The 23,289-nt window shown below is 52.7% G+C and carries 24 protein-coding genes and 3 tRNA genes; 5 read left to right on the top strand and 22 right to left on the bottom strand.

Going from position 1 to position 23,289, the window contains the following annotated elements; all coding sequences use genetic code 11:
- Positions 1–49 precede the first annotated feature (49 nt).
- From JF44_RS0108055 to infA, 5 genes are all read right to left on the bottom strand, one after another.
- Positions 50–125, bottom strand: a tRNA-Phe gene (locus tag JF44_RS0108055).
- 111 nt (positions 126–236) lie between these two features.
- Positions 237–443 carry a DNA gyrase inhibitor YacG gene (locus JF44_RS0108060; protein ID WP_033068462.1) on the bottom strand — a complete coding sequence of 69 codons (207 nt, stop codon included), beginning with the start codon at positions 441–443 and terminating at the stop codon, positions 237–239.
- Positions 436–1,845: a ribonuclease E/G gene (locus tag JF44_RS0108065; protein ID WP_033068463.1), complete on the bottom strand. Its 1,410-nt coding sequence runs from the start codon at positions 1,843–1,845 to the stop codon at positions 436–438. The genes JF44_RS0108060 and JF44_RS0108065 overlap by 8 nt, the downstream gene beginning before the upstream one ends.
- 2 nt (positions 1,846–1,847) lie before the next feature.
- Positions 1,848–2,429, bottom strand: coding sequence for a Maf family protein (locus JF44_RS0108070; RefSeq protein ID WP_033068464.1), 582 nt, complete (start codon positions 2,427–2,429; stop codon positions 1,848–1,850).
- A gap of 145 nt (positions 2,430–2,574) precedes the next feature.
- Positions 2,575–2,793, bottom strand: coding sequence for a translation initiation factor IF-1 (infA, locus tag JF44_RS0108075; RefSeq protein WP_007092059.1), 219 nt, complete (start codon positions 2,791–2,793; stop codon positions 2,575–2,577).
- 265 nt (positions 2,794–3,058) lie between these two features.
- Here infA and JF44_RS0108080 point away from each other — a divergent pair, with 265 nt between their 5' ends.
- Complete coding sequence (locus tag JF44_RS0108080) at positions 3,059–3,556, top strand: GNAT family N-acetyltransferase (RefSeq protein ID WP_033068599.1); 498 nt, start codon at positions 3,059–3,061, stop codon at positions 3,554–3,556.
- A gap of 10 nt (positions 3,557–3,566) precedes the next feature.
- Here the strand turns inward: JF44_RS0108080 and JF44_RS0108085 are convergent, their stop codons facing one another.
- The 7 genes from JF44_RS0108085 to JF44_RS20560 all read right to left on the bottom strand — a co-directional run bounded on the left by JF44_RS0108085 (position 3,567) and on the right by JF44_RS20560 (position 8,755).
- A complete protein-coding gene (locus JF44_RS0108085; RefSeq protein ID WP_033068465.1) occupies positions 3,567–4,013 on the bottom strand; it encodes an arsenate reductase ArsC in 447 nt (148 codons plus the stop codon).
- Positions 4,014–4,019: 6 nt separating this feature from the next.
- Complete coding sequence (locus JF44_RS0108090) at positions 4,020–4,496, bottom strand: UPF0262 family protein (RefSeq protein ID WP_033068466.1); 477 nt, start codon at positions 4,494–4,496, stop codon at positions 4,020–4,022.
- Positions 4,497–4,539: 43 nt separating this feature from the next.
- Positions 4,540–5,835 carry a histidinol dehydrogenase gene (gene hisD / locus JF44_RS0108095; RefSeq protein WP_033068467.1) on the bottom strand — a complete coding sequence of 432 codons (1,296 nt, stop codon included), beginning with the start codon at positions 5,833–5,835 and terminating at the stop codon, positions 4,540–4,542.
- Positions 5,825–6,484, bottom strand: a complete 660-nt coding sequence (gene hisG, locus JF44_RS0108100) for an ATP phosphoribosyltransferase (protein WP_033068468.1) — start codon at positions 6,482–6,484, stop codon at positions 5,825–5,827. Before hisG ends, hisD begins: the two co-directional genes overlap by 11 nt.
- Positions 6,485–6,531: 47 nt before the next feature.
- On the bottom strand, positions 6,532–7,824 hold the full coding sequence (murA, locus tag JF44_RS0108105; RefSeq protein ID WP_033068469.1) for a UDP-N-acetylglucosamine 1-carboxyvinyltransferase: 1,293 nt from the start codon (positions 7,822–7,824) through the stop codon (positions 6,532–6,534).
- Between the two features lie 81 nt (positions 7,825–7,905).
- The gene (dcd, locus tag JF44_RS0108110; RefSeq protein WP_033068470.1) at positions 7,906–8,460 is read right to left on the bottom strand and encodes a dCTP deaminase; all 555 of its coding nucleotides are present in this window, start codon (positions 8,458–8,460) and stop codon (positions 7,906–7,908) included.
- Between the two features lie 133 nt (positions 8,461–8,593).
- Positions 8,594–8,755 carry a hypothetical protein gene (locus JF44_RS20560; protein ID WP_202901491.1) on the bottom strand — a complete coding sequence of 54 codons (162 nt, stop codon included), beginning with the start codon at positions 8,753–8,755 and terminating at the stop codon, positions 8,594–8,596.
- Between the two features lie 189 nt (positions 8,756–8,944).
- Between JF44_RS20560 and JF44_RS0108115 the strand changes: the two genes are divergently transcribed.
- Together JF44_RS0108115 and JF44_RS0108120 are read left to right on the top strand one after the other, a co-directional pair.
- Positions 8,945–9,019 (top strand) — tRNA-Thr (locus JF44_RS0108115).
- A gap of 27 nt (positions 9,020–9,046) precedes the next feature.
- Positions 9,047–9,121 (top strand) — tRNA-Thr (locus tag JF44_RS0108120).
- 44 nt (positions 9,122–9,165) lie between these two features.
- On the opposite strand, the gene JF44_RS0108125 is transcribed toward JF44_RS0108120, so the two are convergent.
- Positions 9,166–10,758, bottom strand: coding sequence for a hypothetical protein (locus JF44_RS0108125; protein WP_156111630.1), 1,593 nt, complete (start codon positions 10,756–10,758; stop codon positions 9,166–9,168).
- Positions 10,759–10,878: 120 nt separating this feature from the next.
- Positions 10,879–11,910, bottom strand: coding sequence for an NAD-dependent epimerase (locus tag JF44_RS0108130; protein WP_033068472.1), 1,032 nt, complete (start codon positions 11,908–11,910; stop codon positions 10,879–10,881).
- 231 nt (positions 11,911–12,141) lie between these two features.
- Here JF44_RS0108130 and JF44_RS0108135 point away from each other — a divergent pair, with 231 nt between their 5' ends.
- The gene (locus tag JF44_RS0108135) at positions 12,142–12,885 is read left to right on the top strand and encodes a putative metalloprotease CJM1_0395 family protein (protein ID WP_033068473.1); all 744 of its coding nucleotides are present in this window, start codon (positions 12,142–12,144) and stop codon (positions 12,883–12,885) included.
- Positions 12,886–13,173: 288 nt separating this feature from the next.
- Complete coding sequence (locus tag JF44_RS0108140) at positions 13,174–13,827, top strand: response regulator (protein ID WP_033068474.1); 654 nt, start codon at positions 13,174–13,176, stop codon at positions 13,825–13,827.
- A gap of 117 nt (positions 13,828–13,944) precedes the next feature.
- Here the strand turns inward: JF44_RS0108140 and JF44_RS0108145 are convergent, their stop codons facing one another.
- The 8 genes from JF44_RS0108145 to JF44_RS0108180 all read right to left on the bottom strand — a co-directional run bounded on the left by JF44_RS0108145 (position 13,945) and on the right by JF44_RS0108180 (position 23,156).
- Positions 13,945–15,909, bottom strand: coding sequence for a hybrid sensor histidine kinase/response regulator (locus JF44_RS0108145; protein ID WP_033068600.1), 1,965 nt, complete (start codon positions 15,907–15,909; stop codon positions 13,945–13,947).
- A gap of 101 nt (positions 15,910–16,010) precedes the next feature.
- Complete coding sequence (gene acuI / locus JF44_RS0108150; RefSeq protein ID WP_033068475.1) at positions 16,011–17,009, bottom strand: acrylyl-CoA reductase (NADPH); 999 nt, start codon at positions 17,007–17,009, stop codon at positions 16,011–16,013.
- Between the two features lie 105 nt (positions 17,010–17,114).
- Positions 17,115–17,507 (bottom strand): YkvA family protein, encoded by a 393-nt coding sequence (locus JF44_RS0108155; RefSeq protein WP_238318400.1) that lies wholly within the window; start codon positions 17,505–17,507, stop codon positions 17,115–17,117.
- A 35-nt stretch (positions 17,508–17,542) separates the two neighbouring features.
- Positions 17,543–19,303, bottom strand: coding sequence for an asparagine synthase (glutamine-hydrolyzing) (gene asnB / locus JF44_RS0108160; RefSeq protein WP_033068476.1), 1,761 nt, complete (start codon positions 19,301–19,303; stop codon positions 17,543–17,545).
- 18 nt (positions 19,304–19,321) lie between these two features.
- Positions 19,322–20,350: a glycosyltransferase gene (locus JF44_RS0108165; protein ID WP_081944370.1), complete on the bottom strand. Its 1,029-nt coding sequence runs from the start codon at positions 20,348–20,350 to the stop codon at positions 19,322–19,324.
- A gap of 30 nt (positions 20,351–20,380) precedes the next feature.
- Positions 20,381–21,145 carry a glycosyltransferase family 2 protein gene (locus tag JF44_RS0108170; RefSeq protein WP_033068603.1) on the bottom strand — a complete coding sequence of 255 codons (765 nt, stop codon included), beginning with the start codon at positions 21,143–21,145 and terminating at the stop codon, positions 20,381–20,383.
- Positions 21,138–22,109: a glycosyltransferase family 9 protein gene (locus JF44_RS0108175; RefSeq protein WP_033068477.1), complete on the bottom strand. Its 972-nt coding sequence runs from the start codon at positions 22,107–22,109 to the stop codon at positions 21,138–21,140. Before JF44_RS0108175 ends, JF44_RS0108170 begins: the two co-directional genes overlap by 8 nt.
- Positions 22,110–22,112: 3 nt before the next feature.
- Complete coding sequence (locus tag JF44_RS0108180; protein ID WP_033068478.1) at positions 22,113–23,156, bottom strand: glycosyltransferase; 1,044 nt, start codon at positions 23,154–23,156, stop codon at positions 22,113–22,115.
- Positions 23,157–23,289: the final 133 nt, after the last annotated feature.

Genomic DNA, 23,289 nt, shown 5'->3' on the forward strand with positions numbered 1-23,289 from the left:
AAAACAAAAAACCCGGCCAAAAGGCCGGGTTTTTTTGGCTACCGAAAGATGGTGCCCAGGGGCGGACTCGAACCACCGACACGCGGATTTTCAGTCCACTGCTCTACCAACTGAGCTACCTGGGCAAATCCGACTTTCGTCTCCGTTTCCGGAGTGTTCCCTGCGGAACGAGCGGGGTTATACAAACTCCTTTGGGGCTTGTCCAGCCTCAAATCACATTTTTTTTCCCGTCCGCTTCACGATTGAAATTCTTGTTCATCTTCAAGGTCTTCCAGATACTCTGGCGGCTCGCTGGCGGGAATTGCGTAGCTTTCATTCAACCACTTGCCAAGGTCGAGATCAGCACAGCGCTTCGAGCAAAACGGCTTGTATTTTTCATCGACCGGTTTACTGCAAACGGCACAGTCGGAGCTGGCTGTTTTCGTTGTCTTTTTCTCACTCATGTTCGTTTTTCTCCAACCGGTAGATATCGTTTTTGAGCATCCGATCACCTGCAATCTTTGGCGTCGCCCCAAGTACCTTGGTCAATATTTGGAGCGGATCATCCCGCCGCGCAAGCACCTCTGCCACAGGTGGGGCAACATAAATGGTATACCCCCCTGCAACGCCATTACGGGTTTCTGCGACAATGGCGCGCAGTACAGAATTCGCTGCCGCTGACGCCGAAAGCACATCATTGGGCTGCTGGACCCGCATTTTGGCCAAAAGCGATTCGCCTGCCCGCTGGCGGCTAAATTCATAAAGACCAAGCCGGGTAAAGCCGCCAATCTGCACAGCACCATCCAATTCTGCGCCAAAGGCGTTTCTGATTGCAGCTTCAAACTTATCGCGCCCGGCACGTGATTTCATCCTGAGCGGATCAATCACGATCAGACCGCCGATGTTTCTCAGCCGAATTTGATTCACAATTTCCTGTGCGGCACGCACATTGAGTTCAATTGCACGGGCGTCACTGTCACGTCCGACGTCAGCCCCTGCGGCATTCACATCAATCGCACACAAGGCTGTTGCCTGATCAATCGCGATCCAACCGCCGCCTACCAGATCAACACGGACCTCAAGAGCGGATGTTATTTCGCTTTCGACATCCTGATCATCAAACAACAGGCGTGTACCGGTATGGGGCATAATCGCTTCGTCCGGTTTATCAAGCCCCTTGAGCACGCCACGCAAACGCACAAATTCTTCGGTGCCATCGACAATGCATTCGCCCCCGGCGACTAAATGGCGCTCTATCATCTGATCAAGGTCAGACGGGGCCTTTCGCACCAAAAGGGGCTTGGACGGGGTGGCTGCGGCCTTGAGTGCCTTTTGCCATTGCGCTTTCAAGCGGCGGTATTCTGCAACAATGGCATCTGGCGTCCAATCCAGCGCGACAGACCGCAACATGATGCCATCTTCATCCGTTTGCAGGGATTTTAGAACGGAAAGAAGTTCGGAGCGCCTTGCCTCATCCTTGAGCTTGCGGGGCAGTTCCAGATGTTTCGCCCCCGGACGCAGGATCATGCCAACACCTTCGATGGCGATCCGGCCGGTAAGTTTTACGCCCTTGTCCTCGAACCCAAGACGGGAGACCTGAACCAAAACCCACTGCCCCTCATGCAAGGAGCCGTTGTAGCGATCAAGGGGCAAAAGGCCATCGGCCAGACCATCAAGGGCAACCATGGCCGCAGCCATTTCAGGCAACAACTTTGTCACACGTCCAAGATGGATATCAAATCGTACCGGGCCACCCCGGTCGATCCAAAGGCGGGTCAGACGCCCGTCTTCAATCAGGGCCACCCTGCGTTCAAGCGCAACGGCATCAATCAGCAGGCGGTGATGATGGGTGCCGCCAACTGTCATGATCAGTCCTCTTTTGGCGTATAGCCAAGGCCGCGCAAAAGACCGTCCACCTCGCACAGAGACAGTCCGACGACGTTGGAATAAGAGCCCGAGATCGCCTTCACAAAGGTCGCCCCATGGCCCTGAATTGCATAAGCACCCGCCTTGCCCTGCCATTCATCATGCGACAAATAGCGCTTCAGGTCATCGGGACCAAGTGTGCGGAACCTTACCTGCGTTTCGATCACCCGTGATCGTTCGGTGCCATCCGGGGCAATCAGGCACATGCCGCCATAAACGCGATGACGTCGACCGGAAAGAAGGGTCAGGAACTTGCGCGCCTCGGCAGTGTCTTCGGCCTTGCCCAGTGCGCGCCTGCCGCACGCCACAACCGTATCTGCAGCAAGTACAAAAGCCCCGCCATTGCTTTTGGCAACAGCACGGGCTTTTTCTTCGGCAAGGCGCAGGGCCAGTCGGCGCGGACTTTCATCACGCTTCGGCGTTTCATCGATATCGGCAGGAACGACCTGATCTGGCACAATTCCGATCTGCGCAAGCAGCTCAAGACGGCGCGGCGATGCAGATGCCAGTATCAGTTGTGACAAGGCGTGGCTCCCCGATATCGGATCTTTAACCCCGGAAAATAGAGTGTGAGCTTCTCACCCATTTTCCCAAGACAGCAAAACTCGTTGGACGCAAAGGTAAACTGCGCGCCGAACAAGGTCAATTTGCGCCAAGACAGGCTATAGATTACTTGAAACGGAAGGTAATACGACCTTTGGTCAGGTCATAAGGGGTCATTTCGACGCTGACACGGTCGCCTGCGAGAACACGAATACGGTTCTTGCGCATCTTACCCGAAGTATGAGCAAGGATTTCGTGGTCATTGTCCAGCTTCACGCGAAACATCGCATTGGGCAGAAGTTCAACGACAGTGCCCTGAAACTCGATAACGTCTTCTTTAGCCATGTGACTCCTAGCTTTCGTATTGCAATATCAAAATACCGGTGGGGCGCAAACTGCTCTGAACCGCGCAAAAGGTCAAGTCCTTTCACGTCAAGGGCGCGGCGTTCCAGCACTGCGCAAATGGTATGGCATCAATTTTCACCCTGTCAGCCCACCAAAACAGCCCAAAATCCACAGGGCCCGACCCGTCCTTTTCGAAAAGCTCAATACGCCCTATTGTTTGGCAAAATGGGACAAGCCCCTAGTACACCTGAAGAAAGATACCTTGATGCCCACCAAATCACCCCATATCCGCCTCGCCCGGAAACAGGATGCCAACGCACTCCATGCCATGGCTATGGAAATTGGAAAGGCCACCGGGTGCGCGGACAAGCTTGTAAGCACGCCCGATGATCTTGCACGCGACGGTTTCGGGGACGCACCAGCTTTTGAAGCCATGATCGCAACCCAAGACGAAACACCCGTTGCAATGTGCATCTTCTTTCCCAGTTATTCGACCTTTCGCGGACGTGCCGGGCTTTATATTCAGGACCTTTATGTCGCCCCGTCCCATCGCGGGGGCGGATTTGCCCGACACCTTGTTTCAGTGGTCGCCCGACATGCTCAGCAAACCGGGAAAGCTTATATCCGACTGTCGGTAGATGCTGAAAACATGGTGGGTCAGCGGTTCTATGAAAAACTTGGCATGCGCCACGCTGACGATGAAAAGATTTATGTTCTGGATGGTGATGCGTTCGACAATCTTGCCAAAACCAGCGATCCATAGCAGGACACGCCTACAGGCTTGGCCCACCTTCCGCAGGGAAGCGCGCCAGAATGCGTTTTTTGATCTGATCGCGCACCTGCCGATAGGCCTCAAGGCGGGTTTCACGCGAACCTTCGACAATGGTTGCATCAAAAGTATTCCAGAACTCCACATCACAGGCCATAGTGCGGGTCATTTCGACCGCACGGTGCTGGGCTTCTGGTGACATGGTGATAATCAGATCAAAGAACCCGTCTTCAAGCTGATCAAAGGTTTTGGAATTGTATGAGGAAATATCAAGACCGATTTCCTCCATCACGGCAACGGCGAAACCATCAAGGTCACCAGCACGCACCCCGCAACTTTCAACATAGATGCGGGCCCCGTGATAGTGACGCATCAGGGCAGCAGCCATCACCGAACGCACGGCATTATAGCTGCAGGCAAAAAGAACCGAGCCGGGAAGTTCTTCTGCCACTGTGCCTTAACCCCGGATGTGAAGGACACAAATCAGCGTAAACAGGCGACGCGCGGTATTTTCATCAATCGTCACCTTGTCGGTCAGAAGTTCACGTAACTGTTCTGACCCTTCATTGTGAAGACCGCGCCGGGCCATATCGATGGTTTCGATCTGTGCTGCACTCGCCTTTTTGATGGCGTCGTAATAGCTTTCACAGATCATGAAATAGTCTTTGACGATTCGACGAAACGGAGACAACGGTACAGGAATGGTTGTCAGGTTTTCGGTATCGTCGTCACCACGCACATCCATGTAAATGCGGTTGTCTTCAATCCGCATATGCACAGAATACGGGCCTTCAAAACCACCAGCAGGTTCGAAATGGTTTTCTTCCAGCAGGTCATAGATTGCCACCGCCTGCTCGTGTTCGACCTCAGGACGGCGCCGCACCTTGTACTTTTCGTCAAGATAGATACCGGCAATACATTGGTTTTCTGCCATGGCTCTCTCCCTGCGGCCCCCTTACACGCTGCGCTGCAATAGCTTACATCTGGTTTGACCGGATCGCTACCGAAAGTCCATGCGCCTGCAAACCTTCGCTTTCCGCAAGGGCGATGGCCGCTGGTCCGATCTTTGCCAGACTTTCGGGTGTGCACTTGATCAGCGAAGACCGCTTGACGAAGTCCAACACCCCAAGACCCGACGAAAACCGTGCCGAACGGGCGGTCGGCAATACGTGGTTCGGCCCGGCAACATAATCGCCAATGGCTTCTGGTGTGTACCTTCCCAGGAAAATCGCGCCGGCGTGATGAATGTCTTCAGCCAGTGCGTCCGGGTCGTCCACCGCCAATTCAAGATGTTCCGGTGCGATCCGATCCACAAGGGCCGGAGCCTGCGACAGATTTTCGACCAAAACAATTGCACCAAAGTCGCGCCAGCTTGCACTGGCAATCTCGGCACGCGGCAGTGTTTCAAGATGGGTATCGATCGCGTCCTGCACCTTATCGGCAAATACAGCATCATCAGTGATCAGGATCGATTGTGCGACCGGGTCATGTTCGGCCTGCGACAAAAGATCGGCCGCAACCCAACTGGGATCGTTGGTGCCATCTGCGACGACCAGAATTTCCGATGGGCCCGCAATCATATCAATGCCGACTTGCCCGAAAACGCGGCGCTTTGCCGCCGCGACAAAGGCATTGCCCGGACCGACGATCTTATCAACCGGCTTGATGGTTTCCGTGCCATAGGCAAGGGCTGCAATCGCCTGCGCCCCGCCAATACGATAAATCTCGTCAACCCCGGCAATCCGGGCCGCGGCCAGAACCAGCGGGTTCATTTTGTTGTCAGGGGTCGGCACCACCATGACAAGACGCTCCACACCGGCGACCTTGGCCGGGATCGCGTTCATCAGAACCGATGACGGATAGGATGCAAGCCCGCCGGGCACATAAAGCCCAGCAGCCGATACCGCGCGCCAACGCCAGCCAAGCTCGACACCGCTTTCATCGGTATAACGTTCATCGGCAGGCATCTGTTTTTCGTGATAGGCGCGAATACGATCTGCCGCAAGTTCCAGTGACTTCAACAAATCCGGCGCAATATCCTCAAGCGCAGCATCAACTTCAGTGGCGGTGACGGCCATTGTGGATGCCTCGATGTTCAGGCGGTCAAACCGGTTGGTGTAATCACACACCGCTGCATCGCCGCGCGCGCGGACATCAGCAATGATGTTTGCGACAGCCGCATCAACATCAGCATCTGATTCACGTTTCATGCCCAGAAGTTTGACAAAGTCTTCCTCAAAGCCAGCGTCAGTATTGGAAAGCTTAAGCGGCATTGAGCACCTCGGAAAAACGGTCGATCCAGGGCTGAATATCAGTTGGGCGGGTTTTAAGCGCCGCACGATTGACAATCAGGCGCGAGGTGACATCAGCAACATGTTCAATTTCACGCAGACCATTGGCCTTAAGGGTATTGCCTGTCGACACCAGGTCAACGATACGCCGGCACAGGCCAAGGGTCGGTGCCAGTTCCATCGCCCCGTTCAGTTTGATGCATTCCGCCTGCACACCGCGTTTGGCAAAATGCGTTCGGGTAATGTTGGGGTATTTGGTTGCAACCCGAACATGTGACCAGCGCGACGGATCATCACCATCAATCATTTCTTCGGGTTCGGCCACGGCAATTCGGCAATGCCCGATATCAAGATCAAGCGGTGCATAGATGTCAGGGTAGTCAAACTCCATCAGGACATCATTGCCACAAACGCCAATATGAGCAGCACCAAAGGCGACAAAGGTTGCAACATCAAAGCTGCGCACACGAATGATATCAATATGCGGATGGTTGGTGGCAAACCGAAGGGCACGGGATTTCGGATCATCAAAGGCCGCTTCCGGCTCGATCCCGGCGGATCGGACCAGGGGCATCACCTCGTCAAGAATGCGCCCCTTCGGCAGGGCCAGCACCAGCTTTTCGTCACTCATAAATCAGTCGCCTTACGCGTTTTTCAGTTGTCCGGGAGGCCGTTCACTCAGGCCGGAACCCGAACACGTTCGATTTTAGCCCCGCAGGAGCTAAGTTTTTCTTCAAGCCGTTCATAGCCACGGTCAAGATGATAGACACGGTTAATAACCGTCTCGCCCTCGGCTGCCAAGCCCGCAAGCACCATCGAAACCGATGCCCGCAGATCTGTTGCCATAACTTCCGCACCCGAAAGTTTTGCGCTTCCGCGCACGATGGCAGAACGACCGTGGACATTTACATCAGCCCCCATGCGGCTCAGTTCAGGGACATGCATGAAACGGTTTTCAAAGATCGTTTCCGTGATCATGGACGCACCATTGGCGACCGACATCAGCGCCATGAATTGCGCCTGCATATCGGTCGGGAAACCCGGATAAGGTTCGGTCATCACATCAACGCCCTTAAGCGTTGCACGATTACCGCGCACAATCATACCGTTCTCGGTTTCTTCGACTTCAACGCCCGCAGCACGCATCGCATCAACCAGACTGTCGATTAGCTCAACGCGCGTGCCCGTTAATTCAATGTCTCCCCCGGTAATCGCAGCAGCAATGGCATAGGTACCCGTTTCAATTCGATCAGGAACAACAGAGTATTCCGCACCATGCAAGCGGGGTTTCCCCGTAACTTTCAGGGTATCAGTGCCAATACCTTCGATCTCGGCCCCCATGGCAACAAGGCAATGGGCAAGGTCGGATACTTCGGGTTCACGTGCGGCATTCCCAATCGTCACCACACCATCAGCAAGGGATGCGGCCATCAGTGCATTTTCCGTCGCACCGACCGAAACCTGTGGGAACAGGACATGCCCACCTTTAAGACCTTCTGGCGCACGGGCTTCAATGTAACCTTCGGTCAGATGGATTTCAGCGCCCATGGCTTCGAGTGCCTTGAGGTGCAGGTCCACCGGACGGTTCCCGATCGCGCAGCCCCCAGGCAAGGACACACGTGCAACGCCACAGCGCGCAACAATCGGGCCCAACACCAGAACCGATGCGCGCATCTTGCGCACCAGATCATAGGGGGCGGTCGTCGATGTGATTTCCTTGGCTGTCATTTCAAGAACGCGGCCAGTATGCCCACCATTGGGCGCATGCCCGTTCAGATGCAACGCCACACCATGCTGAGCCAAAAGATTGGCCATCGATGTGATATCTGCCAGATGCGGCAAATTCGAAAGGGTCAGCGTTTCATCTGTCAACAAAGCTGCAGCCATCAAAGGCAAAGCCGCATTTTTGGCGCCACCAATTGCAATTTTTCCCTGCAACCGGCGACCACCGGAAATCTTGATCTTGTCCATTCAGTCCTCTTTATGCTGCGCGCGTTGGCACAGCGAACGCGTGTCTTGGTGTTTCACCACCAGATTTGTGCCATCCCTTTATCACAGGCGCGGCAATGTGACACCTTTTTGGCCCATATATTTCCCTGCACGATCCGCATAGGAGGTATCGCATTCACTTTCCGCCTTGAGGAAGATGAACTGACAGGCGCCTTCGTTGGCGTAGATGCGTGCCGGAAGTGGGGTTGTGTTTGAAAATTCCAGCGTCACGTGCCCTTCCCATTCCGGCTCCAGCGGCGTGACATTGACGATAATACCGCAACGGGCATAGGTCGATTTACCAAGGCAGATCACCAGCGTGTCGCGCGGGATGCGGAAATATTCCACCGTGCGGGCCAGGGCAAAACTATTGGGTGGGATCACACAAACATCGGTTTTGCGATTGACGAACCCGTCATCAGAAAATTCCTTGGGATCGACGATGGCCGAGTCCACATTGGTGAAAATCTTGAACTCATCGGCAACGCGGGCATCATAGCCATAGGAACTGACACCATAGGAAATCACATCATCACGCTTGAAACCGTCAACGAACGGCTCAATCATGGCTTTTTCCTGCGCCATCTGGCGTATCCAGTGATCTGGTCTTACCGACATTATGTCACCCTTGTTTTTGTAAAAATCCCAGCCGCGTTCAGCACCCTTGGTTTTACCCGCCTGAGCGCCCCGAGATCAAACAAAACGATGCCGATGCCTGACATTGACAGCCGCTGAGAACACGCATGGCAAATTAGGCCTCAGACTTTCCGTCCTTTTTCGCATCCGTCTGACCGGTTTTGCGTGAACGTTGCTGCTGCTTGCGCTTTGCCAGATTGGCGCGCAGCGCTTCTGCTTCGCGTTTCTGGCGTTCCTTATTTACGGCCGGGCGAACATCGGATTTTTTGGCTGTCATGATCCAACGGATGTTTTCTGGTTTGAATGCTTGGCCTGTTATAAAACAGCATGCGAAAAATTACAGCCGATCTTGGCGAAAACAGGGCAAAAAGCCATGATATGACAACAATCGAAAAACTTCGCATATTTCAGGCTTGACCGATTGCTGATCCGTGGCCTATAACCCGCCCGCACCGCAAGGGCTCATGCTGCTGTAGCTCAGGGGTAGAGCACTCCCTTGGTAAGGGAGAGGCCGGGAGTTCAAATCTCCCCAGCAGCACCATTGCCCACCGGTCAGCCTGTATAACGGGCTGCTGTAGCTCAGGGGTAGAGCACTCCCTTGGTAAGGGAGAGGCCGGGAGTTCAAATCTCCCCAGCAGCACCATCTTCCAATTTGTTCCCCTTTTACAGGCTCAAACGATTACTGCGCTACAGTAGGTAGTTGATGGTAAAGAACCGTATTCCGTAGAGTGCGCTAACCATTATCCCAATAACGGACAGCGGAATAAGGACCGTTGGGCAGCCAATCGCCCACGAGTAAATCTCCCGGCCGCCATTCAAAAGCACAAGGCCAAAGCCCTTACGTCGATCGAGTAGCTCAATAGCCATGGCACCGAACAGGGTTCCGACCAGCATTGCTGTGACAGCCAAACCTCCTGACATCCCCGGCGATCTCCCCTCAACAAAGAAAAAATACAAAAACACCAAGAAACCAGCGAGAACGGCATCTGAATGCGACTGTTCAAAGCTACCCCGCAGCTTCCCCAACAACCCAACCGTCGCAATGGCGATCAAAGAACTCACAATGATCGCTTCGAAGCCCCACAAATCGAGCAAGCCATGATAGCCCCATAGTGATGGCACCAACATTCCCAAAATCCATGCCAGAAGGGCTATAAAAAGAAGAAAAACAGCATTGTAGACCACTGAACAAACGTACGCGGTTAAGCTGTAAGAAAAATCGCCAGATCTTGTCGGGACGCTACCTTTATGCTGGAACTGGAGTGCAGCGGAAAAACTGGCGAACGCGAAAACAAAAAACAATGCTTCTGAAATTATCGCCCCCAAAAGAACCACCGGCAGCATTAGATAAACCAACGCATAACACGCCTTTTTGTGGTTTTCGCGTCGACTGAAGCCTTGGAACTCAAGTATCCGAGCTAGCAAAAGAGGAAGGGACAAGCCCCCCAGCAGGATGAACAAAAACCCAATATGCTCCAACTCGAGTCTGTCGCCTATGAGACCTATCAGAACTACCAAGAAAACGAATGATTGCTTTCTCCAATAGAGATTTTGGCTATTCACGGGGCGGAAAATCGTGTGCGACAAACTTGCCTTCATCGAGACCCATGCAAGGGCACGTCTTTTGAATTTGTACCCAAATTCGATTTGGTCTGCTCGCCACGCCAGCAAGCATATCGGGAACATGACAAAGAAGATTACAGGCAATGGAGACCACGCTCCTTCGCTGTTCAACCAATAAGCCGAGACATACAACGCCACATTCCAGTCATCTCCCCCAAGGAAAACTTCTGCACCGATGGGCGCAGCCAAACAAAGAGCAATGAGCAGGAGCATTCTTTTTGCGTAAAGTCTTCGCGCCAGCAGTGTGAAAACGCAGGTGAAAACGATTGAAAGCCATAACCACGAGGGGTCCACTTCATTCGCAGAAGAAGGAAAATCCTGCGTCAGTTGACACCAAAGCAATGCTGAAACAATTAAGCCAACAAAACCATATGTCGCATCTCGTCGGGTGGGCTGAGCTGAAAACGAATAAACCCAGAAGCCCAGGACCAACGAAAAGGCGAAACCGAAAACACTGACGGTTACCGAATGTGAGCGCCCCGGAAAAACATCCATCCAATTAATGTTGAATGCATGTAATACACCAAGACCCTCAATAACGGCACAGATGGTCCAAAAAATCGACAACCCGGCAAAGACACATGAAGTGAATTTGTGGACCGGCTTACCAAGCCATGACGATACATCGTCTGTATGTGAACTCTTTTTCGAACGCATCCCGGACACCTGCAATCTGAAGTTGACCAGATAATCGAAGACAAGCTGAGAACCTGCAACGAAAAAGTGGCCAGCCGGAAACTATGAGCTCACAAGTAGAGTTGGAAATCTCCGGGCAGATTATCCGTAGAAACTGCGATACCATTCAACGAAATTACCGATACCGGTTTCGATCGAGGTCGCCGGCTTGAAGCCAACAGCATCGGTCAGCGCATCGACATCGGCATAGGTTGCCGGAACATCGCCATCCTGCATCGGCAGCATGTTTTTCTCTGCCGTTTTGCCAAATGCCTTTTCGATCGTTTCGATCATGTACATCAATTCGACCGGATTGTTGTTACCGATGTTAAAGACCCGATACGGTGCCGAGCTTGTTGCAGGATCAGGCTTTGCCGAATTCCAATTCGGGTTCGGCTCTGCAACCGTTGAAATGCAGCGATAAACACCTTCGACAATGTCATCAATATAGGTGAAATCGCGACGCATCTTGCCTTCATTGAAGACGTTAATTGGTTTTCCTTCGAGGATCGCCTTGGTGAACAGGAACAATGCCATGTCCGGACGTCCCCATGGGCCATAAACCGTAAAGAACCGAAGGCCCGTGGTCGGCAGGCGATAGAGATGGCTATATGTATGTGCCATCAATTCGTTGGCCTTTTTCGACGCTGCATACAGACTGATCGGATGATCGACATTGTGATGCACCGAAAACGGCATCTCGGTATTCATACCATAAACCGAGCTGCTGGATGCATAGACCAAATGCTTCACGCCATTGTGGCGGCATCCCTCAAGGATGTTGGTAAAGCCCACAAGGTTGGCATCAATATATGCATGCGGATTCTCGATCGAGTAGCGAACCCCCGCCTGTGCGGCCAAATTGACGACATAGGTCGGTTTTTCAGTCGCGAACAGATCGGCAATTCCAGCGCGGTTTTCAAGGTCCATGCGAATGAACTTGTAACCGGGCTTGCCTTCCAGCCGTGCGAGGCGGGCTTCTTTCAGGTTGACGTCGTAATAATCATTGACGTTATCAAGTCCGACAACGGTAGCCCCCTGCTCCAGCAATTTCAGGCAGAGGTGGGAACCGATAAAGCCGGCAGCGCCGGTAACCAGGACCTTTTCATTGGCCGGAATGATGAAGTCGAGCATACGCGTCTAAATTCCTGATAGAAATGAACTGGCTTCCTTAGCGGCACCAGAGAAAATTCGGCCATTTTGATACCAGCAAGGTCCGCGTTGCGCAAGCGGTCAAGTACACCCCTGTATCATGGAATACGCGCTTAACGAGCACCACATCGGAATACAAGACTCAGACAGGTTTTTCTGGTAGTCTAATGACTATTATAAGTTTGTTTTCGAAGCCGGATCACGAAAAGACAAATGATTGCAGCAGGTCAAACCATCGCGAACCCCAAAGGGGGTGGTTTGGGCGTTATCCTGAATGTTCGGGAAATCGCCGAAACCGCCGACGGGCGCGTTTTGGCCGAATATGAAGCAATCGAGGTCCAACAACAGAACCAGAATGCGACCGCACATTCACCCTATGCTGTTGCTGGCGCAGATTCCGACGGTGTGCGCACCCGTATTGTTGACCCGCGCACCCTGACCGAGGCGCAAGCCGTTGCCGGTGGTGTCAGTCGGGCCGAATATCGCGAAGCACGCGAATCCAATACAGAGGAAAACAACAGTCAAGGCGGTCGCTCTGTCGGTCAGGATCTTGATCCGGCAGAAGAAGCTGTGGTCAATCGATTACGTGCCCGGGACTCAGCGGTACGGCAGGAAGAGGAAGCACACGCAGCCGCAGCTGGACCTTATGGCTCCGCACCGCAATATACCTATCAGATCGGTCCGGATGGCAATGCCTATGCTATTGGGGGACATGTCGATGTGAGCGTATCTGTATCCGGCAGTGCTGCTGACCGTGATCGCGCTCTGGCGACCCTTCAGAATGCGGCGCTGGCACCCAATGCGCCATCTGGCGCAGACATGGCAGCATTCCGTGAGGCAAGCTTGCAACGTGCAACTGCCAGTGACGCTGAAACCTCTCGTCTAACAGTAGAATCCGCAACAAATCAGACACAATCACGCGACGCAATACAGCAAAGCATTTCGATTACAGCGTGATTTAGTGCCACTTGGTTCCCCATTCACCCCTGACATACTATTCAACGTGCAACAAAATACCCACCCAATCATCTATATACCTATTCAAATGGATAGATTCCGCCGCCAAAAGCTATCCTGCCGTTTGACAGCAAGCCGGTTTTGTTGAATGCTGCGCTCGCGTCCGGGGGGGACGCTTAGATTGAAAATATCAGAATCGCCAAACCGTCTTGATTGCGCGGTTCGTTTTCCAAAGACACTGGTCCCAATCAATAGTGCGCTTTGGACAAAAACAGGTACGGCATAAAAATGAACATCCTGCTAGCAGATGATCACGACCTCGTTAGAGACGGGATCACTTCCTTCCTAAAACTCGCAGCGCCGGAAGTAGAAGTCGCGCAGGCGAAAGACTTCGCAGAAGCACTTGCCGTCGTCGACGGAGAAACCACCGTCGAACTGACAATTCTCGACCTGAACATGCCGGGTATGAACGGGCTGTCAGGGCTTACTGTCATGCGCCAAAAACACCCGGAGATCCCTGTTGTCATTCTTTCGGGTTCGGTTAAGCGTAGCGACGTTCTGAATGCACTTGAACATGGCGCTTCGGGGTATCTGCCCAAAACCTTGTCAGGAAAGTCTCTTATCAATGCCTTGCGCTTGATTCTGTCTGGCGAGAAATACATTCCGTCTGCGTTGCTTGAAGATGATGGCACTCAAATCCGCCCGGGCGAGATTGATCTTGACGGGTTGGCACCTGACAACCCGCTGCGTCAGCTCACCAATCGTGAGCGCGAAGTGCTTGGTCTTCTGACCAAAGGTCTCTCCAACAAGGAGATCGCAAAGCAGCTTACCGTGCGTGAAATTACCGTAAAGGTCCACCTGACGGGGATTTTCAAAAAACTGGGCGCGGCCAATAGAACGCAGGCCGTCAAAATTGCAATGCAATTGGGATGGGAAGCCTAAACGCTGCCATCCAAAAGAAATGTTCAAAAAAGCCTGGCAAACCGCCGGGCTTTTTTCTTGTCTGGGCAGGTTCTGCTCTCAGCTTTATCAAAATAAAGAATTGCCGCCGCGCTGAAACTAACCGCTAAAGACGTCTGAGAGTTCATCCAAAGTCGCAAGCAGCTCTTTTAGATTGAGAGGCTTAGACATCACCATAACCGGCGCATCAGCCCCGTCGTCATCCATATCCGGCCATTCGGCATCACCCGGATGCCCCGTCATCACAAGCACAGGCAAAGCCGGGTTCCGGTCACGCAGTTCCTTGACCAAGGTATTTCCGTCCATCTGTGGCATGCGGATGTCAGTAATCAAAATATCGGGTTGAACAATCCCGGCAATCGCCAAAGCGTCTTCACCATTGCTTGCCGCTGACACATTAAAACCCTGCGCCTCTAGATAGCCGGCAATAATTTCAGTTGCATCAAGTTCATCGTCAACGACCAAGACACGTACATTCTCCCGTGCAGGACGGCCGAAAGGAGCATCGGAAAGCCAGCCATCCTCCAACGCCCCATCGGACAGATCGTCTTCCTCGGTCACGACGAGGTCCGCCAGCGGCAACGTAATCTCAAAGCAGGCACCATCGCCTTCGTTACGGACATCAATTTTGCCGCCCATTGCCTCGATGATCCCAAAACTGACCGAAAGCCCAAGACCGGTCCCCTTTCCGACATCCTTGGTCGTGAAAAACGGATGGAATAAAAGATCAATCGCGGCTTCAGGCACTCCACCACCGTTATCATTTACCGCAAGCTTAAGCATCTTGCGGTCCTCATCGACCAATGCACTTACCCGTATAAGGCCACCAATGCTTCCCGCGTCGTCGCCAATTTCATTAATGGCGTCACGCGCATTGCTCAGCAAATTGACCAGAACCTGCTCAAGCTGCACCTGACGGCCATTCACAAAGCAAAGATGCCGGGGTGGAACAACGTCAATCACGATACCGGACAAGCGGCAATCATGCTCAATCATGTCAACGGCACGTTCGACAGCCTTCATCACAGCAAAAGGCCGGAAGTCATCGTCATCGGGGCGGCTATAGATTTGCAAATGTTTGATGATCTCGGACATGCGCTCAGTCTGGCTGCTGATAAGCGAGAGCCGTTCACGCTGAAAGGCGGGTTTGACCTCATCAAGGTCGTACTGCAATGCGCAGGTATCAGCCGACATCCGGATAACATTGAGCGGCTGGTTCATTTCATGAGCGACAGATGCAGCCATTTCACCCAGTGTTGCAAGCTTGGAGGTTTGAACCAGTTGACGTTCGACTTTGCGTTTTTCCGTGACATCTTCTGCCAGCATCAGCATGGCGGGGGCCCCCTCGTGGGTGAAGGCAATTGCTGATACTTCAAGCTCGACATTGTCCCCTGCGGGGCGCTGACATATCACCGTAAAATCTGAGCGCCCCGTATAGCCTTTTTGGTATCTGGATATGTACTCTTCGAGTGTTTCACGACTTGTCGGATGCACCATTTCCATAAAGGACCGACCAACCAGTTCACCGCAATCTTCAGCCCCCAGAATGGTCAATCCCTGCTGGTTCATGTAAACGATTTCTTCGCCGCTCAGGACAGAGATCAGTTCAGGAGCAAGTTCCACAAGCTTGCGATAGCGCTCTTCACTTTCCTTAAGTGCGCGTTCGGCACGAGATCGCTCTATCGCGTAGCGGATTGAGCGACGAATGGTCCGCCCATCGGGAAACTCTTTGGTCAGATAGTCTTCAGCACCATGTTGAAGGGCTTCAAAGGCAAGTTCTTCGTCCTTGTGCCCTGTCAAAACAACGACGGGTGCGGTGTTTAGACACCCGCGCACCCGACTGATGGTGTCGACACCGGATGAGTCCGGCAAGGTCAAATCAAGCAACACGACATCGAACACGCATTCAGGGCCATCACCATTCAAAATAGCCATCGCAGATGTCAGGTCACTGCAATGTTCGATATCAAACGGTTCACCTGTTTCTTCCAGCAGCGTTCGGACAAGAAATGCATCCCCGGGATTGTCTTCTACCAGAAGAATTCGAAACCGCTGCTGAGACATCGTTGTCATTTCCAATTGTCAGATGAACGCGTTTTCAAATTTGGCCAAGATCCTAAGCATTCTTGATTGAAACTCATTGTTTCTGCCTAGCTTTGCCAATCCTAGCAATCCTGAACGTCCACAAGCAAACGCCCCTGAACCTGCCCTTTCAGTATTTTCTGCCCCCAAGGCAGAATGTCGGAAAGCGCAACTTTGGTTGTCGCCGAAACAAGTTGTTCTTTTGGCAGTTCGCCAGCCAGACGTTTCCAAGCATCAACACGTGTTTCATACGGACACATCACTGAATCAATGCCAATCAGCCGAACGCCACGCAATAGAAACGGAATAACCGTGCCTGGCAAATCTGGTCCACCGGCAAGGCCACAGGCAGCAACAGTGCCACGGTATTTCATTTCTGAAAGCACATGGGCAAGCGTGCTGCTTCCAACACTATCAATTGCCCCCACCCAACGCTCTTTCAAAAGCGGTTTGCTTGTATCAGTCAGTTCGTTCCGATCAATGATCGTACTGGCCCCAAGGTCACGCAGATAGGCATGTGTTTCCGCACGCCCGGTCGATGCTGCCACCCGATAGCCAAGCGACGAGAGGATTGAAACCGCTACAGAACCAACCCCGCCGGCAGCCCCGGTAACAAGCACTTCACCATCCTGATCAGGTGATACACCCTGCGCTTCAAGCGCCATCACCGCCAACATCGAGGTAAAACCTGCCGTACCGATTGCCATAGCCTGTGACGCATCAAGACCATCAGGCAGTGGCACAAGCCAGTCTGCCTTAACGCGCGCAAGCTGGCCATAGCCCCCCCAATGCGCCTCGCCAACACGCCAGCCGGTCAAGACAACCTCATCGCCCGGCTTGTACCGGTCATCGCTTGATGAGACGACTTCACCGGAAAAATCAACCCCGGGCACATGCGGATAGGTGCGAACAAGGCGCCCTAAACCATTCAGGACCATTCCGTCCTTGTAGTTCAGAGTTGACCATTTAACCCGAACCAGAACGTCACCTTCTGGCAGGTCATCGGTGGTCAAATCCTTGAATTCTGCTGATACGCTTTTATCTTCTTGGTTCAGGACCAGTGCGCGGAATGTTTCGCTCATGGGTATTCTCCCGGTTGATACGGTTTGAATTTCCAGACTATGGCCCCATCAACGGCGCGTCAAATCCACCCATAACAAACAAATGGTTGAGGGGCAGGATACAGGCTAATCGCCAACTTGCGGAACGACTACTGGATTCAGTGAATTTTCTCCACCGCTCATCAAGGCAATAACGATGACGGCAACGATCAAAATACCAAGATACAAATATACTCGCTGTGTCTTTTTTTTGCTGGTCTCATCAGCTGGAACAATAACATCTTCTTGCACCTTCTTTGGCAAGCTTCGGTAAGAAAGCCAGCCAAGAAGAGGAACAATCACAAGATCATCCAGCCACCCGAACCCGACAATCACATCAGGGAGCAAGTCGACCGGGCTGATCAGATAAACCAACCCGGCAATAAGAATTAACTTTGACTTTAGCGCAACATCACCGCGCATCAAAGTCCGCAACAGGTTCGGCACGATCATCCAGGCAGATGTTTTTGGCAGTCCCATTGCATCTTCCCTCATAGCGATTGATTGACTTGGCGTCAGGGTGCCAATGCTTCGAAAACATCTTTTCCCGGCGCATGACCAAGAACATTGACCTGATGCCAAAGAGCAAAGAAAAGAAGATGCCAGCACGCCGCCCCTTCGCGTTTACCTGGCGTATTAAACAGTCTTTCCACTCGAACCGGGTCTGCGATCTCAAGCACACCTGCCTGCTGCGCAACCAGAGGCCCAAGTCGCTTGCCCTGCGCTGCAATCCACTCCGCAACCGGTACAGTAAATCCACGCTTTCTGGCAAAGGGCTGCGCCATTGGCAAACACCGCTCCAGCCAACTGCGCAACAGGAACTTTCCTACTCCTTTGCGGACCTTAAGACGATCCGGCAACTGAAAGGCAAATTCTGCGACCATCGGATCAAGGAAAGGTGTACGCCCTTCAAGACCATGCGCCATCAACATGCGATCAAGTTTTAGCAGCAGATCATTTGGCAACCAATCAGAACAATCCACAGCCTGTGCTACAGAAAGGCGAGAGCGTTTTCCACGGTTTTCACGGCTTTCGGACGCCGCAATGCCATCACGCCATCCTTCAAGAACGCCTGGCCGCAACACGTCAATCTTGTCAAATGTCCCTTTCGAGCGCATCACGCGCCCCCCCAGCAGCAACGGACGCATGACTGAGCGATATCGTCCATATCCACCGAACAATTCATCGCCCCCTTCACCAGAAAGCACGACCTTGAAGTCACGGGCAGCTTCCTGTGCAAGCTTGTAGGTCGGAAGGATAGCATAGTCTGCTGCCGGGTCATCCATCCGTGCTGCGACTTCAGGCAGCAGCGTCCAGAAATCCTGTTCAGAGAACATGACTTCGATGTGGTTTGCATCACATGCCTTGGCGACCTCGCGGGCAAGAGCACGTTCATCATGAACCGAAGAAGCTTCAAACGCCGCAGTATAGGCCGTTACCGGCCGCTCATTCAGGCGTTGCATCATCCCAAGCAGTGATGCGCTGTCGACCCCACCTGACAGGAACATTGCGTAATCCACATCAGATCGTTGATGAAGACGCACCGATTCCTCAAAAATGCGGTCCCACTCATTCAAAGCATTTTCAAGCCGGTTACCTGTCGCTCCGCGTTCGGACAGAACTTGTCGGCGGCGACGTTCAACAATTCGACCGTTCCTCAGAACAATGGTCTCGCCGGGCAGTAAACGTTTAATCCCGTCAAGGATCATGTCAGTACCGGTGGTAAACTGTACCTGTAACAATTCCGCCCGTGCATCTTCCCGCACATTGCGACCGACCAACCCGGCCGCAACAAGCGCCTGTGCCTCGGACGCAAAAGCGAAGTATTCCGGTGTTTCGACGTAATAAACCTGTTTGATACCAAATGGATCACGGCATAAGACAACCTGATTGTCGACAACATCGTGGATGGCGAACGCATACATGCCACGCAAGTGATCAAAACCGTCCACGCCGTCTCTTGCAAAAATGCGTAAAGCAGTCTCACTATCAGAACCGGTCGTAAATCCCGCCTTGCACAGGTTCTCCCGAAGTTCGAGGTAGTTGTAGATTTCGCCATTGGCGACCAAGGCACTTCCATTCTCGTGGAAAAGTGGTTGATCCCCGGTATCAAGATCTATGATGGCAAGCCGCGTTTGAACAAAGCCGACAGGTCCTTTTATATAACGCCCATCTCCATCCGGTCCTCGATGCCCCAACGCGTCGCGTAAACGATCTAACAACGCCACGTCAACGCCGGTTCCGTCACGTGCAATAATGCCAGCAATACCCGACATGAGCCCTCGTAATTTCGATTAGTGGCGGTTTCCCGAAAGCTTGGAATAAAGATTTTCAGTCTTTTCCAGCATTTTATCGTACACGAATTCCTGTGAAGCAAAGTCGAATGCGCTTTCGCACTGCTTGCGCCAACCTTCAATGTCGCAGGCCAACAGCCTTAGTTTTTCTGACATGGCGTCGGGATCAATGCTAAGGATCAAATCCTGATCAAGCACCTCGTTTGCCACAGGAACATCAGTCGAAACAACCGGGCATCGGCAGAGAAGCGCTTCGGCAACAACATAGGAAAACCCTTCTCGACGTGAAGAAACAACAACACCATCGACGGCTTTCATATAGCCTGCCACATTTTCGGACCGACCAAGCAGATTGACCTTTCCTTCCAAACCAAGTTCTTTGATCTGGTGTTCCAGACGATCCTTTTCTGGGCCATCACCGACGATAAGAAGGTCAGCATCAACCGCCCTCCACGCCGTCAGCAAAATATCGAAACCTTTGGCCTCAACCAATCGGCCAACTGCCAAAATGACCGGACGCCCCTTGCGCTTGATCGTTGTGGCATCGCCAGACCAAAATACCTCGTGCAAGCCATGGTATATGGTCGAACAATTTTCCCGATCAACATCTTTGGACAAAGCTTTACTCACACCAATGGCGTGATCCAGTTTGCGAAACGCCTGAACATTTCTTTTCTGATTGTGCAAGGTACCGACGGTTTTCACATTCGATGGCAAGGCCCACCGGATTTTGGCAACCATTTGCGCCGCTTTGCTTCCTTGTGCGTGCACAATGTCAAACTTACCACCCCGCAACGCCTGCAAAAGCTGAAAAAGCACGACAGGACTATTACGATTGCCATCCAAGCCTAGTTCGACGGCTTCAACATTGACAGGAACGCGCGGCACAAGAGTTCCAGTTGTCAAAAAGGTAACGTCGTGCCCGTTATTTACCAGCCCAGAGGAAAGATCATAGGCGTGCCGCTCCAACCCCCCGTTTCCGGTACTGGCAACGACTTGCGCTATCCTGAGCTGTTTATTGACGCTCATGAACCATCCTGACACCCGCACCGGAAAAGCTTATTCATCGTCGTAACGGGCTTTCAAATAGGAAACCATCGGGAACAATGCCGCAAGCAGAGCGATCAGGAAGCCCATACCGCCTTCCTTGTAGCCCTTGCGTGAGACAAAGCAGCGCCAGAAGCGCGAAATGATGCGTCGAAAATTATTGGCAAAACTTCCAATATTACCGCTTTCGCGCAAGTCGGCTGCACGTGCTGTTGTATAACTGTCAAAGCGTCGGATCATGTCCGAGATGTTTCTGTCGACAAAATGGATTAAAGCCCCGTCAAGTTTTGGCCCTTGTCGCCCGGTCATTTTAATGGCCGGGTGAACACGTTGATCACCCCAGACCTTGTGCCCTTTGCGAAACAGTCTCCAGACCGCCGATGTTCCAAACGATGCTCCCCAACCATACCTTACCAGTCGCTTACCCACGTAATTGTCGACCGGAATCAGAAATCGATCATAGGTATCGCCATCGATGGCAGCACGGATAGAATGCGCCAAATCTTCATTAACCTGTTCGTCGGCGTCCAGTTCGAAAATCCATTCGCCGGTCGCTTCTTCAATGGCCTTGTTTCGACGATGCCCCTCGATATCCCAACTGCCCGCAACTGTCTTCGCGCCGAACTCTTTTGCGATCTCTTCTGTTCGATCCGTGCATTTATCACACACAACGACAATCTCATCAGCGAAGGAAACCTTCTCCAGGCAAGTTGCCAAGCGATTTTCTTCGTTGTGGGCACAAAGCACGACCGATATGCATGGCTTGGCATCAGTCATCATATTTGTCCTGCATACGATAATCCGTAACCAAATTGGATGCCGCTTCGACAACCTTGGCAACCGATAGTGTTTCCATCAAATTCTCTTTGGAAAAACGGCTTTCGCGATTTTCCATAATCTTGTCAAAGGACCAATCTGTGCGCACAGCCCGCCCCCATGGGGAGTAAGGTCTGTAATGCTCATCGCGTGATGGTCCAAAAAGTCCAAGCGTCGGGCATCCAGACGCTGCTGCCATGTGCATAAGCCCGGAATCATTGCCAAGGTACAAATCGGCTTTTTCAAGACATGCCATTACGGTTAGAAGACTCTCGGTTCCAAAAATCTCGGAACGTCGTTCTTCGGGAATGGACTGGATTACCGGTGCGGCCATGTCACGTTCATTTGGTGCGCCAACCAACAATACGTGCGCTCCATCCATAACGCCCCCTGTTGCTGTCAACTCAGCAATCGCTTCGATAAACCGTTCAGGGTGCCAGGTTTTGCCAACCCAGTTTGACGTCGGACCAACAACCAGCAAAGGCTGTTCTGACCCCGGAAGTATTGCATTGGCACGCTCGCGGTCCTTTTGACCGAGCCATATTTTTGGGTAAGGCGGCGGCATAACGCCGATCAATTTGCCAAGTTGCTCAAGCCGGTGCAAGCTATCGTCGTTGCCTTTCTGAACCACCCGCTTCTGCCCCGGCAGCACATAGGCCGTTGCACTTCCGCGCAGGTCGACAATTATGTCCCACCAGTTTAGAACAACCGATTTCCAAAGCTTCCACCAGTGTCCGCCGTGTTTTTGCTTTGGCATCTTGATAATGCGTTCAAGGTTGGGAACACCTTCAAAGATAGGGGCGGCAACAGGGCCGCAGGCCACAGTCACGCGGATGCCGGGATAGGTTTCGACATAGTGGCGCAAGACCGCTGTTGAAAGAACAGCATCGCCCAAACGGTTTGAAGTAATGAACAGCAGGCGCACGGTTTAAAGTTTCTCCAACTCGCCGGCGACGTGTATCCATTCCCGGCGGTCATTGCGCGCCGCTTCGGACTGACTGGCAAAGAACGCCCGATCTGTCAGAAGCTGGCAGGTGATATTACCAAATGCCGCCTCGTCGGGAACGATATAGCCGGTTTTGCCGTCTTCAACGCGGTTCTTGGCAATCCCGCCGTATGACACAACCGGGGTTGCAGCACCAAGCGCATCAACCAACCATTGTCCAACATAATCTGTGCCATATTTCCCATGATGGAGGAACGCACGCGCGTTCGCCACAGTTTCGGCCATGTCTGCTTCGGGTTTGGGATGATGAACCCTGACACCCTTGTCAATTGCGGAGCGGACCATATCGACAATATCATCGGAAACCGCGTCATTTTCACCTGCCATCGCACTGAACAGGTCATAGGCATAAATTTCCAGGATCGCGTTGGGGGCCTTCGGCGCGACATAGGCCTCCCAAATACGGATGATCTGGGCAATTCCTGTCGACGTGTTAGCAACCGTCACGGCAAGCTCGTCGCGCGATTCAAACGCCCAGTGCATGTTTGATGCCATGGTAAAGGACGAGGTCGCACCGGGCTTAACCACAATCGGCTTTTTCGCAAGTTCGGCGTCAAACCCGTTGGCCTGACCATCATCGGTAAAGATGACCTGAACTTTCTTTTCCTGCAGCACCAAACGCACATCATCAGCGTTAAGCCGCGCCGGATCGCCATCAAACCAAAGAGCAATCGTTGCGCCCTCTGCTGGAACAGACGGGTGGCTAAGAAGTGCCGGGTCGCGCCAGACAATCACGGTATTGACCGCATCGCCACCAAACGGCGGCAACTCGGCATCAAGCTGTCGCCAGGCAACACCATGCATATCCTTGTCGATGCCGCCGTTTCGGCGCGCTTCGACCCTGTGACCACGGGCAACAAGGGCCTCTGCCAGCGCGATAAACGCACGTTGACATGTTCCCAACGGACGGGCTTCACGATCCTTCGGATCAAAGCCGATAGACTGATCAAGCATCAAGATTTTCATACGTTTGGTTCTATCCGTTCGTCAGCGTTTTATGAAGGGTTTTCTTGTAACTTACCCAGCCCTTATACCCGCAGACAGGTCTTGCGAAAATGCGACGATTGCCCCACATTCCGCTCAAACACATCCGATTGAC

Source organism: Thalassospira australica (assembly GCF_000763295.1).
GTDB lineage: Bacteria > Pseudomonadota > Alphaproteobacteria > Rhodospirillales > Thalassospiraceae > Thalassospira > Thalassospira australica.